Below are 17,281 nucleotides of genomic sequence, written 5' to 3'. Positions count from 1 at the left end.
ACATCTGTGCTTGCGCAAAGCAATCTGCCGCAGCAATTCCCATCGCAGCAGCTTCCCTCCACCGGACAGTCCCCCACGAAGCAGCTTTCACAGGGTGGGCCGCAGCTTCCGCACCCTCCACAGCTTCCGCAACTTCCGAACCAGCTTCCGACACAAGCGTCGACCCAAGTACCGACCCAGCTTCCGAAATAACCCGTATGGCCGCGCAAGCGCCGCAACCATACCTGAGAGACTGGCGATTGTCGCGCCTACCCCGATCCTGTTCGTCGCGGTCGGCATGCATGCGATGCATGACGGTGTTTGCCATATGACGTCCGCAACTCGCTGGCCGCGACACCGTGGCTGGTCGAGCAATAGACTGGGGGTTGGGCGGAGCCGCCCACCTGGCGAAACGGTGGCGGCTCGCCTGCGATCTCCCGAGTTCCGCGACCGTCGAGGCGCCTGCCTATGCGACGTCACCTTTGTCCGTCGGCCCATAGGCGGCCAGAAACACGTCGACCGCTCTTTGAACGACTTTGGCGACGTTGCGGGAACTGGTATCCGCCGGCACACCCAGCAGGCAAAGTTCCAGCAACTCCGCTTCATATAGCCCGCGCAGATGCGCGGTCGCGACGTCTGCGTTACAACTGCGCAGCTGCCCGCCGTCAATCGCCTGCTGCAGGAAGTCAGCCACCATTTGCCAGCCGACCTTCGGCCCGCGGTCATAGAACAGGGCGCCGGCGTGCGAGCGGCCGCCTTCGTGATTTGCTAGACGGCGCACCGCCAGTATCTGCGGCTTGAGCGTGGCGGCGAGATAGTGCTTGCCGAACCTCAGCAGTGTCTCGCGAATCGGCAGCGAGGTTTTGAGTAGCTCCGTCGCTACTTTGGCTTCCTCCGCGGCGGCCATCATGACGTCCGCGAACATCAGATCCTTGGACTCGAAATAGCTGTAGAGCGTGGCTTTTGATCCGCCTGCCCGCGCCGCGATCTCGGACATGGATGCCCGTTCGAACCCCACTTCGCAAAACACCTGGAACGCGGCGTCGACGATCGCCTGCCGCTTTTCTTCTGTCTTCACCCTCATTTTCAATGCCCTCCTTCTCTCTGCAAGACCGATCAACGACATGGCCGGCGGCGACACCGTGACCGGCCTTCGACTTCCAATGGTGTGATCTTATCATATCTGAACCGTACAGTTTATTTCTGTTGACAGGCAAGATCCGCATAACTAGACTGCCCGGTATCGTAAAGGAGCGAAGGGAGCAGGAGATCATGCAAGAGAGCACGGACATTCGGAGTCAGGTGAAACCGGTGAGGCTGGCCGTCGCGTTCGCGTTCGCGATAGTGGTGAGCGCTTGCGCACAACTGCCCGACATGCCGCAGAAGCCGGTCACGAAAGACATCAGCAGCTATGAGACTGCGCAGAGTCTCAGTGCGGTCGGCGGCAAACAGGGCAGCTCGGCGTCAGCGTGGCCTACCGATCAGTGGTGGCTCGGCTACAACGATCCGCAACTGAACGCGCTGATCGGAGAAGCGCTCCAGGATGAGCCGACACTGGCGGCCGCCCAGGCGCGGCTGCATAACGCCGAGGCGTCGGCGCAGGTGGCCGGCGCGGCGCTGCTGCCCGAAATCGACGCGGACGGCTCGGTCCAGAAGAAAAAACAGAGCTACAACAACGGTATTCCCTCGGATTTCGTTCCCCACGGATGGCGCCCCTACGGCAGCGCCGAGCTGAATTTCAACTACGAAATCGACTTCTGGGGCAAGAATCGCGCGGCGCTGGCCGCCGCTACGTCGGAGCTCGACGCCGCACGCGCCGATGCCGCACAGGCCCGCATGGTTCTCTCGGCGTCGATCGCGGCAGCGTATGCCGACCTCGCGCGTCTGTTCGCCGAACGCGACAGTGCGCAGGCGGCACTGCAGGTGCGCACGCAATCCGCACAGCTGTTCCGGGAGCGTTTCGCCAACGGGCTCGAAACGCAGGCAGGTGTGAAGCAGGCGGAGTCGAAGCAGCAAAGCGCGCAGGCCGACCTGCTCGCGCTGGATGAGTCGATCGCACTCGAGCGCAACCAGATCGCCGCGCTGATGGGCGCCGGTCCCGACCGCGGCCTGCGCATCGCACCGCCGGCCGTCGATCTGACGCAGCCTGCCGAGATGCCCGCCAACCTTGGACTCGGCCTGCTTGGCCGCCGCCCGGACGTGGTCATTGCCCGCCTGCGCGTGGAGGCGGCGGCGAAGCGGATCGACGTCGCGCGAGCCGGGTTTTATCCCGACATCACGCTCGGCGCGTCGATCGGCTTCCAGTCGCTTGGCCTGAACATGCTGACGAATGCGGCTTCGCTGGCCGGCAACTTCGGTCCGGCGATCACACTGCCCATCTTCAATGGCGGACGTTTGCGCGGCGAACTGCGCGGCGCGCGGGCGACTTACGACGAGGCGGTCGCGAACTACGACGAAACGCTGACGAAGGCGCTGCACGACGTGGCCGACGTGGCCGCAAGCAAACGCGCGCTGGCGGACCGGCTGCAAGCGACGCAAGCCGCCTATGACGACGCAGCCCAGGCGCACCAGGTCGCGCTCGATCGCTATCGCGCCGGCCTTGCCGGTTATCTCGAGGTGCTGAACGCCGCCGACACGATGACCTCGGCACAGCGCCAGCTCGCCGATATCCGCTCGCGCACCTTCTCGCTCGATGTCGCGCTCGTGCGCGCTCTCGGCGGCGGATATCAGGCCAGCACGCCGGCCGCGACCGACGCAACCCATCCCAACAAGCAAAGCTGATTTCAAGGACTCCGATCATGTCTGAAACCCAATTCGTCAAAACCAGCGAGTCGCTGATGCCGGACTCGCCCGCTTCCGCTGCTTCCGCTGCTCCCGCCGATACCGGTGCCGCGGCCCCCGCTCCCCCTTCGAGCCGCAAGAAGCTGTTCGCGCTGCTCGGCGGCGCCATTCTCGTCGCCGGTCTCGCCTACGCAAGCTACTGGCACTTCATCGCGTCGCACCACGTGTCGACCGATAACGCCTATACCGCAGCCGAAGTCGCGTCGATCACGCCGGCGGTGAGCGGGATCGTCAGGAGCGTTCCGGTCGTGAATACACAGCAGGTACATAAGGGCGACGTATTGGTGGTCATCGATGACACCGACGCAAAGATTGCACTCGCGCAGGCTGAGGCCGATGTGGGCCGCGCCGAACGCAAAGTTCGCGGCTATGTCGCGACGGATACGCAACTGAGCGCGCAGGTCAGTGCGCGCTCAGCCGACCAGACCCGGATGGCCGCGCAGATCGCATCGGCCCAGGCCGACTTTGACCGCGCGGCGATCGACCTGCAGCGCCGCGAAGTGCTAAGCCACACCGGGAGCGTATCCGGTGAAGAGCTGAGCAACGCGCGCGCTGCGTTTGCCACCGCCAGGGCGGCGCTCGACGCAGCCCGCGCTGCGGCCTTGCAGGCGAAGGCAAGCCGCGACGCCGCAGTCGGCTCGCTCGAGGCGAACAAGGCGCTGATTGCGGACACGACGGTCGAAACCAATCCAGAGGTCCTGCTCGCACGTGCGAAGCGCGATCAGGCACGCGTCGATCTCGAGCGCACCGTGCTGCGCGCGCCGGTCGACGGTGTCGTCGCGAGCCGCCAGGTTCAGATGGGGCAGCGCGTTCAGACCGGCGCGGCGTTGATGTCGGTCGTGCCGATCGAATCCGTCTACGTCGATGCCAATTTCAAGGAGACGCAGCTCGGCAAGGTGCGCATCGGACAGCCGGTGGAACTGGAGTCGGACCTGTACGGCAGCAAGGTCGTCTATCACGGCAAGGTCGCGGGCCTGGCCGGCGGCTCAGGCTCGGCGTTCGCAATGATTCCCGCGCAGAACGCGACCGGCAACTGGATCAAGGTGGTGCAGCGCCTGCCGGTGCGCGTCAGGATCGATCCGGCCGAGCTTCGCGCGCACCCGCTCGGCATCAACCTGTCGATGGAAGCGACGGTCGACACGCGCGGCGGCAACGACGCGCCCGCTCACTAAGGATCCGCCGCCATGTCTTCCAGTCAGGTCAATGACATCGCATTGCCGCCGCTGTCCGGCCCCATGCTGATTCTCGCGGCGGTGATGATTGCCGCCGCCAACTTTGTCGCGGTGCTGGACAGCACCATTGCGAACGTGTCCGTGGCGACCATTTCCGGTGCACTCGGCTCCTCGACGAGCCAGGGCACGTACGTCATCACGTCGTATGCGGTGGCCGAAGCGATCACGGTTCCGCTGACCGGCTGGCTCGCGAGTCGCTTCGGGACGGTACGCGTGTTCATCGCGGCGCTGGTCATGTTCGGACTGGGTTCGGCACTGTGCGGAATGGCGACGTCGCTCACTACGCTGGTGCTGTTCCGTGTGCTGCAGGGCCTCGCGGGCGGCCCGCTCATGCCTCTCTCGCAAACCCTGCTGCTGCGCATCTTCCCGAAGGAGAAGACGGCCGCTGCGCTCGGCCTGTGGAGCATGACGACACTGCTGGCGCCGGTGATGGGGCCTGTGCTGGGCGGTGTCATCTGCGACGACTACCACTGGTCCTACATCTTCTTCATCAACGTGCCGGTGTCGCTGATCTGCGCATACGCCGGATGGATGCTGCTCAAGCGCTATGAATCCGAGAAGATACGGATGCGGATCGATACTGTTGGCCTAGTGTTACTGGTCATCTGGGTCTCGGCGCTGCAGATCATGATCGATGAGGGCAAGGATAAGGACTGGTTCAGTTCGCTCGAAATTCGCGTACTGGCGGTGACGGCGGTGATTGGCTTCCTGGCTTTCCTCATCTGGGAGCTGACCGAGCGTAACCCCATCGTCGATCTACGGGTGTTCCGCCATCGTGGCTTTGGTGCGAGCGTGGTCACCATGACGCTGGCGTTCGGCGCGTACTTCGGCGCCACCGTGCTCACGCCACTGTGGTTGCAGAGCAATATGGGGTACACGGCCACGTGGGCCGGCTACGCGACGGCGACCACCGGCATCTTCGCGGTCGTCTCCGCGCCGCTTGCGGCCAAACTGTCAACGAAGTTCGATGGACGCTGGCTCGTGTTTGCCGGCGTGATGTGGCTTGGCTCGGTGACGCTGTTCCGCACCCATGCGAATTCGGATATGGACTTCTGGCAGGTGGCGTTGCCGCTGTTGCTGCAAGGCGTGGGGCTACCGTTCTTCTTCGTCCCGACGACGAGCCTCGGCCTAAGCAGTGTCGACGAGCCCGAAACGGCTTCGGCAGCGGGACTAATGAGCTTCTGCCGGACCTTCGGCGGAGCGATCGCCACGTCGGTCGTCAACACGTTGTGGGAGAACAAGACCAAGTACAACCGCGCGGAGCTGTCCGGCCTCGTCGACCAGGCCGGCCACTTCACGGCCTCGCTGACGGGCTCCGGCTGGAGCGGACATCAGGCGCAGGCGCAGATCAGCAACATGGTCGAGTCACAAGCGGTGATGCTGGCCACCAACCAGCTTTTCTTCAGCATCGCATGCTGCTTTGTCATTGGCGCACTTGCGATCTGGATTGCGCCCAAACCAACGCGTGTGGCCGATACGTCGCAGGCGCACTGAGCGCGGGGGGCGCGCGTGCGCGCCCCGCTCATTTGAATGGCGACACTGATGACCCTGCCCGATACGCCGCAGTCTTTTCTGCGCTGTCAGTTGCGGGTCACCCGAATACGACTCTCAACCATGCCCCTGACCTCCTATCAACGCCAGGCTCTCGTCTGGAGCGCCATCGCCTCTGGCCTCGGTATTCTTCTATGGATCCTGCGACCGGTTCTCACGCCATTCCTGCTCGGTGCGCTCGTCGCGTACATGTTGCAGCCAGGCGTCGAGTGGCTGGTGCGCAAGCGTGTGCCGCGTACGGTGGCCGTGCTCCTGATGATGCTCCTGTTCGCATCACTCCTGACCCTGCTGCCGCTGCTTGCGTTCGCCGTGATCCACAAGGAAGGACCCGAGCTCGCGAAGAACATTCCCGTCTTCATCGCCGGCCTGAACGCGTGGCTGCAACCGAAACTGGAACTGCTGGGCGTCAGCTACTCACTCGACCTGCCCGCAGTCCGCCACCTGCTGACGGGCGACACGATCGGCAACGGCCAGACTGTCATACTCGCCGCCGGGCGGTACGTGCGTACAGGCAGCAACGTCGTGCTTCCTGTTGTCAGCAACCTCATACTGGTGCCGCTTGTCCTTTTCTATCAGCTTTACGACAGGCACCAGATATTCGCGCGGATGGAAAGTCTTGTACCGCGGCGCTGGGTCTGCAAGGTCCGGGGACTCGTGACCGAGATGGACCACATGTTGTCGCAATACTTGCGCGGCCAGTTGCTCGTGATGGGCGTGCTCGCCGTGTTCTACCCGGTAGCGTTGACTCTGGCCGGCCTCGATATTGCGTTGCCCATCGGACTCTTCACCGGCTTCGCGGTGTTCATCCCCTACGTGGGTTTCGCCCTGGGACTCGCCTTTGCCCTTCTTGCCGCGCTTCTGCAATTTGGCGGCTGGTACGGCATCGGCGCAGTCGCAGCCGTGTACGGAGTTGGGCAGGTTCTCGAAAGTTCTTTTCTTGTTCCCAGACTCGTGGGTAACCGCATCGGTCTACACCCGCTCGCGGTGATCTTCGCCCTGCTTGCATTTGGCGAACTTTTTGGCTTTTTTGGCGTGCTGCTCGCGCTGCCGGTCAGTGCGATCCTTGCGGCGCTGCTGGGCGACCTGCGCCGCCGCTATGTGGCCAGTGCGCTTTATAAGGATTGACCGCCGGATTGCCCTGGATGCCGATCTGCCGCCCGGACAATGCGGGCGGCAGATCGATGATCAGTGCGTGGTTTGTGCGGCGTCCGTCGGCCCGTACGCGGCCATGAACACGTCGACCGCTCTCTGGACGACCTTCGCGATGTTGCGGGGGCTGGTATCGGCCGGCACGCCAAACAGGCAGAGCTCCATCAGCTCAGCCTCATACAGCGTGCGCAGATGCGCTGTCGCGATGGCTGCGTTACAGTTGCGCAGCTGCCCGGCGTCAATCAATTGCTCCAGGAAGACAGCCACCGTTTGCCAGCCGAGCTTCGGCCCGCGCTCATAAAACAGGGCGCCGATCTTTGACCGGCCGCCTTCGCGATGCGCGAGACGGCGTATCGCGAGCAGTTGCGGTTTCAGCACCGCAATCAGATAGTGCGTGCCGAAGCTCGCCAGTGCATCGCGAACCGGCGTGGAGGTCTTGAGCAGCTCGAACGCCGCTCCGACTTCCTCCTCCGCGGCGGCAGTCATGAACTCAGTGAACATCTCTTCCTTTGACTCGAAGTAGCTGTAGAGCGTGGCTTTCGAACCGCCTGCCCGTGCCGCGATCTCGGACATCGACGCGTGCTCGAATCCCACCTCACTGAACACCTCAAACGCGGCGTCAACAATCGCCTGCCGCTTGGCTTCCGTTTTGCCCCTCATCGGGCTCTCCTTTTGTTTATACGATCGAATCGACGACGCCGCCGGCGGCGACACATCTGATCAATCTTCCATCTTCACTCGTGCGGACTTTAACATAACTGAACTGCATGGTTTATTTACGTTGACGGCAACAGTATGTTTCACTATACTGAACCGTATGGTTTTGAATTTCGATTCACTCTGGATTGCGAACACTTATGGACCATCTCGAAACGCTGCGAACCTTTTGTACCGTCGTCGAAATGCAGAGCTTCACGCACGCCGCCAATGCATTGGGCATCTCAAAGACAGTCGTCTCCCGCGCGATCACCGGGCTCGAAACCAGGCTTGGCGTGCGTCTTTTTCAGCGCACGACCCGACACCTCGCACTCACTGAATCCGGGGAGGAGTTTTATGGCGGCTGCTCGCGCGTGGTTGCTGAACTGGACGTGCTCGAGGCCGGTGCCGGGGAGCGCGCACGGGAGCCTGCAGGGGTACTGCGGCTCGTCGCCCACACCACGGCGGCGCTGATAGAGCTGCCACCGCTGATCGCTGGGTTCCGTGCCCGGTATCCAGCTGTGCAACTCGAATTGACGCTCGCGGAACGGACAGTGGATCTGATCAAGGAAGCCTTCGATCTCGGCATCGTGCTGCCGTTCATGCTGACCAGCGAGCTGACGATCACCCGTTCGTTGTGCCGCCTGCCCCTCGCCGTAGTGGGCTCGCCCAGCTATCTGCAGGGGCGCCGGCTGCCGCAAAGGCCCAACGATCTCGCCGCATTCCGCTTCGTGACAATCCTCGCCTCGATCAGCGAACCACAACTGCGGTTCCGGCGCGGTGGCGAACAGATTGCCGTGCCACTCGAACACGACGTATCGACCAACAACGCCGCGTTGAACAAGGAACTGGTAATGAGCGGTGCTGGTCTCGGCGTGTTGCCGCTGACGATGGTCGGCAAGGAGCTGGACGATGGCCGGCTGGTACAACTGTTGCCCGACTTCGAGCTCATGAGCGGGGACGCCGAACTCAGGCTCGCATATCGGGACCGGAGCCTGATGACGGCGAAGGTCCGGGCGTTCATCGACTATACGACGTCATACTTCGACGCGCGCGCTGCTCAGGCGGGCCATGCGCAACAGCAGCGAGCTGTGGCTGGGGGCAGTGGCGGGCCGTCCTGATTGCCGGCTGCTCATGCAAACCTTCCCTACTCCCGTCGTTTGCGAGCATTGTGACAGCGTGTACCGCCGCCGCGCGCTGCGGGCAATGTTCGGCAGTTCTGTATCGCGTAAGCCAGCTCGATGTCGATCGGGCGCTTTGTCAATGGTTAGTATCACGTAATTTTGCTTAGCGTTATTCGCAAGCACAAAAAAGCGCTGTTTGCACAGGTAGATGCGTTCCGCTTTTTTCGGCGGTTTCGTCGGATGGGCGAATTCAAAGTGCGAAGCGAGTAGCAGTTGATGCCAGAATCCAGCCTCGCGTTTCTGACCGTCCGGACGGCACCATGTCAGTCGGGGCGACAAACGCGGTGCGGGCATCCTGCTCGATCGCACCTCGTCCCTCGATCTGTATCGACACAAGCAGGTAGTCGTCCGCAGTGCGCTGAACTTCGTCCCACTCATGAGCCGCAACGTGATCGACCGCCGAGATCCGGGAGACGCACACTCCGTCCGTGTTCACACTAGAGATCTCGCCACGAAATCCCTGATCCGTCTCGGTCCTGAAAACCATGGGGACGCAGCTGGCCCGGACCTGATCCGCCCATGCCGAAAGCCTGTCGTCGCGATGGTAATGATCCGTTGTAGTCACTGTATTCATGGCACAAGATTCCGACGGCATATACGCGGGACAGCTATCCCGAAGAATTGCGCATCCAGAATCTGGCGTCAGTGCGCAACCGATGATCTATGACGGTCGCCTCGATACGTAGCTGCGATCGAGCTCACTGACCGAGCGACAACCGATGAGGGCGAGCGTCCGGTCTGTTTCCTGCTTGATCATCTCGATGACGTCGCTCACGCCGACTTCCCCTCTGGCAGCCAGCCCGTATAGGGTGGCGCGCCCCAGCATCACGGCATTTGCCCCCAACGCGATCCCCTTGACGACATCTGCCCCCGTCCGTATGCCGCTATCGAGAATGACCGTCGTTCCCGAGGTGCTCTCGACAATATCCGGCAGCACGTCGGCTGTCGCGGGCAGGTCGGCGAGTTGCCTGCCGCCGTGGTTTGAAACGATGACGCCGTCCGCGCCGAGTTCGACGCACCGCACGGCATCATCGGCCGTCACGATGCCCTTGACAAGGAGTTTGCCTGGCCATTCGTCTCGCAAGCGGCGCAGGTCGTCCCAACTGAAGCTCGCATCCATCTGTCTGCGAAGAACCGCTGCCTGGGCGGCCGTGTCCGATGCATCATCCGTAGCGAAATTTTTCAACTCCGGCATGCCGTTCCTGAGATACGACCAAAGCCAACGTGGGTGTAATAGTCCGTCGACAGCCGCACGTGCACTTGCCTTGAACGGCATGGCAAAGCCATTGCGAAGATCGCGTTGGCGGAAGCCGTTGACTGCGACATCGGTGGTGAGGATCAAGGTCGAATAGCGAGCCGAGCGGGCACGATTGACCAGGCTCTTCGCGAGGTTGCGATGAACGACGTACAGCTGAAACCACAGTTCTCCGTCGGCCCCTTTTGCCACCTCCTCGATGGACATGTTGGAAGCCGTCGATAGTGCAAAGGGAATACCGGCTTTGCCCGCTGCACGTGCAAGTGCGAGGTCACCCTTGGGCCAGAATGCGCTATTGAGGCCCGTCGGTGCGATCACGAGCGGTGACGGCATGCACTGGCCTAAAAGCTCCACGGACTGCTCTCGTGTGCTGACATCCGACAGTCGACGTGGCAATAACTGCCATTTATCGAACGCCGAACGGTTATGCCTTAGTCCCGATTCATCGTCCGCCGCGCCTTCCAGATAGTCGAACACCATCCTTGGCAACCGCCGTCTGGCTTCGTCACGATAGTCGCTGACGGAGAAAATGCCGGGAAATCCTGTAGTCATGATTTGCGTAAAATATCTAACAGAAGGCACTAGCCGGTGCTTTCTCTGATTCAATCCCAAATGAATGAAGTCGTTGTCTACTCTGCGCAAGGCCCGTGGCAAACGCCACCCTCCGGACTGAGGTCAGGCGCGATTGACGGGCGGAATGTGATGACGCACGATCATCAGGCAGATAAAGACCATCAACATCGCTCCACCAAGCATGCCCAGGTACGCCGACGCTCCTCCCTGCGTGATCACGAACGCCCCCGCGAACGCGCTGAGAATCGCTCCGAGCCGCCCGAATGCGAGTGCGGATGCGGTCCCGGTCGCGCGTATCTCGGTCGGATAGACGTAGGCGCAAAGGGCGTACATGGTCGACTGAACTGCGTTCACAAAGAGGCCGTGCAAACCAATTCCGAACACAAGCAACGTCGTGTGGGCAGAGACGTCAAGACCGCGCAGGAAAAGCGCGCTCGCGGATGCCATCAGGCAGCACACGAGCAAAGGCCAGCGCGACCCGAACCGACCGATTGCCACCGCGCAGCCTAGTGCACCGAAGACGCCGCCCAGGTTGTAGGCGGTAAGACCTGAACCTGCCACCGAAGGGCTGAGACCCTCGCCAGCAAGCATCGTCGGCAGCCAGCTGAACGCGCTGTAGACCGCGATCAGGTTCATGAAGAAAGCGATCCAGATTGCAATCGTGTCACGGCCCTGACCGTCCGTGAATAGAGCACGAAAGCCCGGACGCTGTCCCGCCTTCTGCTCCTTCTGATCAGCGAACACAGCATCCGACTGAATCGAGCGGGACATGCGGGTCAGCAGGTGACGCAGTTCATTCCAACGTTCGTTATGGCGGGCAAGATAACGCGGCGACTCCGGCATGACGAAAAACAGCAGGACCGCCAGTGCTACGGGAAGCGTGCCTCCAATAAGAAACAGTCCCCGCCAGCCATAGTGAGGAAGCACAACGCTCGCGAACAGTCCGGCAAGCATGCCCCCCAGCGGTACGCAAACGATGGTTGCGGTCACCGCGAGCGTCCGCCGGCGAGCAGGCGTAAATTCCGCCGTCATGGTCGTCGAGCTTGGCAGCGCACCGCCGATACCCAGTCCCGCGAAGAAGCGCAGGATTGCAATGGTCATGACGTCCGGCGATAGCGCAATCGAACTCGTCGCCACGCCAAATACCAGCACGCTCCCGATGATTGCCCAGCGCCGACCGAACCTGTCCGCGAAAAGCCCGGCAAACGCGCTGCCTATACCCATGCCGACGAGGCCGGCAGCAACGGCGGGCGCAAATGCGTTGCGCGTGATGCCCCATTCCTTGATCAAGCTGGGAATGGCGAAGCCGATGAGTTGTCCATCGAATCCATCCATCACGATCGCAAGCGCGGCGAGAAAGACGACCATTCGCTGAAAAGTTGAGAATGGTCCATCATCAAGGGTGCGGCCGATGTCTACGGTCGGCAGACTGGAATTACGATCGTTCATTTCGCCCCCCGAGCCAGACCAGCGAAGTCTGAATCCCAGTCCTGGTTAACCTGTTCCCTGACAGGATGGTCAGACTCGAACTGGGTGCGACAGAGTGACAACTCAAAATCGACGACAGGCATTGCGGTCTCCTTAATTTGATCGCTCATCTTTCCCGGAGCGAATGTTTCTCACCGGTATATCGTTGTTATTCTGTTCGCGCCCATGAGCCAGAGGCGCGTCTCTTTTCACCGTGAGAAAGAGGGGCCTCGCGACCGTAGCAACCGTTAGAACGGATAGTGACGAGGCGTTGTTTGCACGGTGATCCAGCGCAAATCGGTAAATTCCGCGATCCCGGCTTTGCCGCCGAAATGCCCAAAACCACTGGACTTCATCCCGCCAAACGGCATTTGCGCCTCGTCGTGAACCGTCGGCCCATTAACGTGGCAAAGCCCAGACTCAATACGCTTCGCTACCGTCAACGCACGCGCAACGTCACGGCTGAAGACTGCCGACGACAAACCATATTCATTGTCATTTGCGCATGCGACGGCCTCTTCGTCTCCATTGACGCGGACGATCACCTTGACGGGCCCGAACGACTCCTCCCGGTAGATACGCATGTCCGCCGTCACGTGATCGAGCAACGTGGCTGGCATGAGCGTGGTCTCGGACTTTCCTCCGCACACTAACGTCGCGCCCTTCGCCAGCGCGTCGTCGATCAGGTCGTTGCATCGCCTGACGGTTGCCATGTCTACAACGGAGCCAAGTACGGCCGGGCCCTTTCTCGGATCGCCGAGCGGCAGGCTCTTCGCCTTTTCGGCCAGTCGCGCGACGAATTCATCGGCGATCTTCGTGTCGACGACGATGCGTTCGGTGGACATGCAGATCTGGCCGGAATTGGCGAAAGCCCCGAATGCTGCGCCTTGAACTGCAGCTTCGATATCGGCATCGTGAAGAACCAGAAACGGAGCCTTTCCGCCGAGTTCAAGTACTGAAGGCTTCAGATATTTCGCGCACTGTGCAGCGACGATGCGGCCGATGCGCGTCGAACCCGTGAAGTTCACACGTCTGACCGCCGGCTCGGCAATCATCGCCTCGACAATATCGCCCGCATTTGCCGGCGCATTCGTGACGAAGTTCACGACGCCGCGTGGCAGTCCGGCGTCCTGTAACGCCTCGATGATGAGGCCGTGGGTCGCAGGGCAAATTTCGGAACCCTTGAGCACGACGGTATTGCCGCACGCCAGCGGCAACGCGATAGCACGCACGCCAAGGATGACAGGAGCGTTCCACGGTGCGATTCCGAGCACGACGCCGGCAGCCTGCCGCCCCCCCAGCGCGAGACTGCCAGGCACGTCCGACGGAATCACTTCGCCCGAAATCTGCGTGGTCATTGCAGCGGCTTCGCGCAACCCGTCCGCTGCAAGTTTGACGTTGAAATCCGCCCACAGGCGTGACGCGCCTGTTTCGGTTGCCATTGCCAGCGCGAAAGCGTCGCCCTTTGCTTCGAGTCCATCTGCCGCTCGACTTAGCAATGCGCGTCGCTCGCCGGGCCCCAACGCCGACCATGCGGGAAACGCGGCGGCCGCAGCGTGCACCGCGGCTTGTGCATCGGCGACCGTCGCGGCCGGTGCCGTCGATGCAACCGTGTTGTCGAGCGGGTTACGGCGCTCGAATGTCGCCCCATCGCACGCCATCGTGCGCTCGCCGTTGATCAACATCGGTACCTGATTCATTACCGTCTCCTGGAATATGTTTAAAAATTCAGCCTGTCGAACCACCGACTCACTGTTAGCCCACGACGATTTCTACAAGGCGCGTTTTACCCGAAGACAACGCGTCTTCCAGCGCGGACTTCAGCAACAGCGCGTCGCTCACTCGAACCCCTTTGCAACCCATGCTGTTGGCTAGAGAGACGAAATCCAGCCCAGGGAGGTCGGTGCCCTGTACCGGGTCCGATGCGGAGAAGCCAAATACGGGCGCAAACTCCTGCAAGGCGGCGTAGCGAGAGTTATTCAGAATGACAAATGTGACAGGGAGATCGAGTTGGACCGCGCTATAGATCGCTTGCGGCGAATACATGGTCGAGCCGTCACCGATGAGGCCGATCACGCGGCTGCCGGGTTTGCCCAGAGCCACGCCCACTGCCGCGGGCATGCCGTAGCCCAGACCGCCGCTTGCCATCGTGTAAAACGTCTGACTGCGCGTGAACGGCAGATAACGTTGCATGACGGGGCGCGAGCTTGGGGCCTCCTCGACCACGATATCCGCTGCGTTGCGGACCTCGGAAAGCGTCTGCAACGCATACGCGACTGACATGATTGCCGTGGGCTCGGCTCGCTCAACGACCTCGCGAGGAGCCGGTAGCGGCCGGCTATGCGGCGCCGGGCGGGCGAGCAGGTCCGCAAGCCCTAGGCGAATGTTCGCCACCACCGACATGCCGACCGGTGTCCACGCCGCGGTAGCCGGATCGTCGATGAGCTGGCACAACGCCGCGCCATCGGGCACATGCGGCCCACTGCCTTCGACGTGATACGCGAAAGCCGGCGCCCCGACGGCGAAGATCAGGTCATGCCCATTCAGAATCCGAACGATTTGTTCGCGCATCGCCGGAAGGAATCCGGCGAAAAGTCGATGATCTTCGGGGAAGCTGCAGCGCGACGACATCGGCGCAACATAAACCCGCGCATTGTGGCGCTCTGCTAGCTGGATTGCCTCGCTCCAGGCATCGGCACGATCGAGTTCCGCTCCCACGACGATGGCCGGCCGTTTGCAGTTGTCCAGCGCGTCACCGATCTCCGCAATCCGTACCGGATCGGGGCGGAACCGGGTGCTGACCCGTGTCACCTCGACGAGGTCGGCAGGCTGATCCCAGTCGTCGACCGGAATGGAAACGAACACCGGGCCACGCGGCTCCTGCATCGCCACGTGGTAAGCACGGGCGAGCGCAAGCGGAACATCCGCTGCACGAGCCGGTTCAATGCTCCACTTCACGTAGGGCCGCGGCAACTCGGTTGCTTGCGATGCCGACAGAAACGGATCGAACGGCAGAATTGAACGGGCCTGCTGGCCAGCGGTAATAACCAACGGCGTCCGATTCTTGAAAGCCGTGAATATGTTGCCCATCGCGTTGCCGACACCGGCCGCCGAATGCAGATTGACCAGAGCGGCATTGCCGGTCGCTTGGGCATACCCATCTGCCATACCGACAACGACAGCTTCCTGCAACCCGAGCACGTACCGGAAGTCCACCGGGAAGTCGCGAAACATGGGTAGCTCGGTTGAGCCGGGATTGGCAAACACGGACGTCATTCCGAGGCGCCGCATCAAGTCCACGACGGCATCGCGAACGGTCGGCTGCCCACTTGTGTTTCGTTGCATCTAGAGTCCTCTGCTGTTCGTCACTCAGGCTTGCGATGATCGGATGAGCCGCAGTATGGGATTCGGTACATTGTTTGAAAATTGTCAAAAGCGCTCAAAGTCATTACATTTAGGCATGGTCCGATCGGGCTGCCGGATGAGACCATTCCGCGCGGAAGCCTTGCCAGTCAAGGCTGTCCGCCGTCATCACCGGCTCTCCAGCAGCCGCAATGAGCGGGAACGGCGATCCCTGCCAGGGAAGATACCTAGCGCCGGACAACCCGGGATCTTGTTCGATCCCTTAACCCCTTTTCAATCTGGTTCGCCGCGATGAGTTTCAATCTGCAGCAGTTGATGATGTTCACCACGATCGTCTCAGCCGGTAGCCTGGGTCGAGCAGCGACCATGCTGAACATGACCCAGCCAGCGTTGAGCAGATCGATCAAGCGACTTGAGGAGTCAGTAGGGGCTCCGCTTTTTGAGCGGCACACTAAAGGGATGCAACTGACCGCGCTTGGCGAAGCATTGATGCCGCATGCCATGTCGCTGCAAAGGGAAGCCGACCAGGCGCGCGAGGAATTGGACGCAATGCGCGGCCTGGCGAAAGGGGTCATCAAGGTTGGCGCCGTCGGCAGCATAGCGAGCCTCGTCTTGCCGATGGCTATCGCATGTGTGCTTGAGAAATGGCCCAATCTGCGCGTTGAGGTGATTGAAGGCGTGTGGGATCGTCTGGTCGAAGGATTGCTTGCTCACGAAATCGACCTGGCGCTGTGCACTTCGGGAATCGAAACGGAGGACGTTGCTGCAATCTCCGATTGTTCATGGACCGACAGAAGTTTTGTAGTTGCGGCGACCGATCATCCTTTGCGCTCGAAGCGCAGTCTTCGACTCGATGACACGTTGACGCAACGGTGGGCACTCACACCCAAGGGAACCGGACCTTATGCCCACGTGAAAGAAACCTTCGAAGCACAGGGTCTCCAGATGCCATCCATCGCGGTCGAAACCCGTTCGGTGACGGTGCTCAAAAGCCTTGTAGCGCGCTGTGGCTTTGTCTCCTGGATGGCCGAACCCATGTACGACACCGAAAGCAGAGCCGGCGTCATTGACGCTCTGGATATCGAAGGCCTCGATGCTCAACGGACTCTGACTGCGTTCCGTCGTCGGCAAGGCACCCTGCCGACGCCAGCTGTGAAACTGCTCGACGAATTGCGTCACCTGACGGGCTCTCTACGTAAAGGCAAGCCCAATCTGTCCTGATCACGATCGCAATGGCCGCGGTTCAACGTTCCCTCGCCGCGCGGCTCACGAAGCATCGCAGGTTGCCTCGTTGGTATCGAGCCCCGCCTGGGAAGAACATGAGCTCGGCATGTACGGCGCGAGTGCTGGCCAGCAGTGCGTAGTTGCTGATGCGCTGACGCGGTCGCTCAGAATCAACGTCGCGGGGTTCGCGGTTGTGATAGCCGCTGGGACGGGACTGACGCCCAGCGCCTGACAGGCCACGGAAACCGGCCATTGCCGGCTTAGAAGCTGTTGCGAAATTAGTTAAACAGAGGCTTTAGACGCGTCCAGCAAATTAAGGCTTCAAATACGGACGCTCAAGGTGCTGCGCGCTCGGATGACGGTGCTCAATGACTGCACGCATTCTGCATCTTGTTGGCTATCGCGCATCAACGCATTAGGGATGGTTGTACATCGCGTTCCAGTCCGCCTTTGACACTGCTGGGCGTCCTGCTTCCGACGAACCGCTCACTACACCGCCGTAACCACTTGCCGAGCCGTTCTGCGCAGCAACCTTGGCTTCAGCAGCCTGAATTTCAGCCGGATAGGTCGCATCGTTACGGGCTGACGGGTCATAGCCAGCCTTTTCGAGTTGAATCAATTCAGCGCGCACCTGCGCACGGGTCACCGGCTGGCTCGATTGGGCGAACACGGCAATCGGAGCAGCAAGGGCAGCGGCAACGACGACAGCTTGAACAAGTGAATTCATGGTACTTACCTCCAGACTTTGTTTGTCTTGTTACGAACAC

At 61.4% G+C, this 17,281-nt stretch carries 14 protein-coding genes and 1 pseudogene; 6 read left to right on the top strand and 9 right to left on the bottom strand.

The genetic code is table 11. The features are described from left to right. Positions 1-445: 445 nt before the first annotated feature. Positions 446-1,063, bottom strand: coding sequence for a TetR/AcrR family transcriptional regulator (locus B0G82_RS28545; protein WP_121309802.1), 618 nt, complete (start codon positions 1,061-1,063; stop codon positions 446-448). A gap of 188 nt (positions 1,064-1,251) precedes the next feature. Here B0G82_RS28545 and B0G82_RS28540 point away from each other — a divergent pair, with 188 nt between their 5' ends. The 4 genes from B0G82_RS28540 to B0G82_RS28525 all read left to right on the top strand — a co-directional run bounded on the left by B0G82_RS28540 (position 1,252) and on the right by B0G82_RS28525 (position 6,728). After that, positions 1,252-2,760 (top strand): efflux transporter outer membrane subunit, encoded by a 1,509-nt coding sequence (locus tag B0G82_RS28540; protein ID WP_121309801.1) that lies wholly within the window; start codon positions 1,252-1,254, stop codon positions 2,758-2,760. Between the two features lie 17 nt (positions 2,761-2,777). Then, positions 2,778-3,992 carry an HlyD family secretion protein gene (locus tag B0G82_RS28535; RefSeq protein WP_121309800.1) on the top strand — a complete coding sequence of 405 codons (1,215 nt, stop codon included), beginning with the start codon at positions 2,778-2,780 and terminating at the stop codon, positions 3,990-3,992. Between the two features lie 12 nt (positions 3,993-4,004). Continuing rightward, positions 4,005-5,546 (top strand): DHA2 family efflux MFS transporter permease subunit, encoded by a 1,542-nt coding sequence (locus B0G82_RS28530; protein ID WP_121309799.1) that lies wholly within the window; start codon positions 4,005-4,007, stop codon positions 5,544-5,546. A 105-nt stretch (positions 5,547-5,651) separates the two neighbouring features. Further along, positions 5,652-6,728, top strand: coding sequence for an AI-2E family transporter (locus B0G82_RS28525; protein WP_121310894.1), 1,077 nt, complete (start codon positions 5,652-5,654; stop codon positions 6,726-6,728). Positions 6,729-6,788: 60 nt separating this feature from the next. On the opposite strand, the gene B0G82_RS28520 is transcribed toward B0G82_RS28525, so the two are convergent. Beyond that, entirely contained in the window at positions 6,789-7,412 is a 624-nt protein-coding gene (locus tag B0G82_RS28520; protein WP_121309798.1) for a TetR/AcrR family transcriptional regulator, read from the bottom strand. A gap of 197 nt (positions 7,413-7,609) precedes the next feature. On the opposite strand from B0G82_RS28520, the gene B0G82_RS28515 reads away from it, so the two are divergent. Next, the gene (locus tag B0G82_RS28515; RefSeq protein WP_121309797.1) at positions 7,610-8,569 is read left to right on the top strand and encodes a LysR family transcriptional regulator; all 960 of its coding nucleotides are present in this window, start codon (positions 7,610-7,612) and stop codon (positions 8,567-8,569) included. A 253-nt stretch (positions 8,570-8,822) separates the two neighbouring features. On the opposite strand, the gene B0G82_RS28500 is transcribed toward B0G82_RS28515, so the two are convergent. The 5 genes from B0G82_RS28500 to mdlC all read right to left on the bottom strand — a co-directional run bounded on the left by B0G82_RS28500 (position 8,823) and on the right by mdlC (position 15,272). Next, complete coding sequence (locus B0G82_RS28500; RefSeq protein ID WP_158608199.1) at positions 8,823-9,206, bottom strand: hypothetical protein; 384 nt, start codon at positions 9,204-9,206, stop codon at positions 8,823-8,825. Positions 9,207-9,293: 87 nt separating this feature from the next. Beyond that, positions 9,294-10,439, bottom strand: coding sequence for an alpha-hydroxy-acid oxidizing protein (locus B0G82_RS28495; protein WP_121309795.1), 1,146 nt, complete (start codon positions 10,437-10,439; stop codon positions 9,294-9,296). A gap of 123 nt (positions 10,440-10,562) precedes the next feature. Continuing rightward, on the bottom strand, positions 10,563-11,909 hold the full coding sequence (locus B0G82_RS28490; RefSeq protein ID WP_121309794.1) for an MFS transporter: 1,347 nt from the start codon (positions 11,907-11,909) through the stop codon (positions 10,563-10,565). Between the two features lie 266 nt (positions 11,910-12,175). After that, positions 12,176-13,627: an aldehyde dehydrogenase gene (locus tag B0G82_RS28485; RefSeq protein ID WP_121309793.1), complete on the bottom strand. Its 1,452-nt coding sequence runs from the start codon at positions 13,625-13,627 to the stop codon at positions 12,176-12,178. 55 nt (positions 13,628-13,682) lie between these two features. Then, a complete protein-coding gene (gene mdlC / locus B0G82_RS28480; RefSeq protein WP_121309792.1) occupies positions 13,683-15,272 on the bottom strand; it encodes a benzoylformate decarboxylase in 1,590 nt (529 codons plus the stop codon). Between the two features lie 309 nt (positions 15,273-15,581). Between mdlC and B0G82_RS28475 the strand changes: the two genes are divergently transcribed. Further along, complete coding sequence (locus B0G82_RS28475) at positions 15,582-16,511, top strand: LysR family transcriptional regulator (RefSeq protein ID WP_121309791.1); 930 nt, start codon at positions 15,582-15,584, stop codon at positions 16,509-16,511. A gap of 103 nt (positions 16,512-16,614) precedes the next feature. Here B0G82_RS28475 and B0G82_RS40675 read toward each other — a convergent pair. After that, a pseudogene (locus tag B0G82_RS40675) lies at positions 16,615-16,784 on the bottom strand (IS3 family transposase); the annotation flags it as partial. Between the two features lie 145 nt (positions 16,785-16,929). Then, on the bottom strand, positions 16,930-17,241 hold the full coding sequence (locus B0G82_RS28470; RefSeq protein WP_116147408.1) for a DUF4148 domain-containing protein: 312 nt from the start codon (positions 17,239-17,241) through the stop codon (positions 16,930-16,932). Positions 17,242-17,281: the final 40 nt, after the last annotated feature.

The sequence above is a fragment of the Paraburkholderia sp. BL17N1 genome, from assembly GCF_003634175.1.
In the GTDB taxonomy this organism is placed as follows: domain Bacteria; phylum Pseudomonadota; class Gammaproteobacteria; order Burkholderiales; family Burkholderiaceae; genus Paraburkholderia.
Note: the sequence above shows the minus strand (reverse complement) of the source record. Positions and strands in the feature narration are given on the sequence as shown.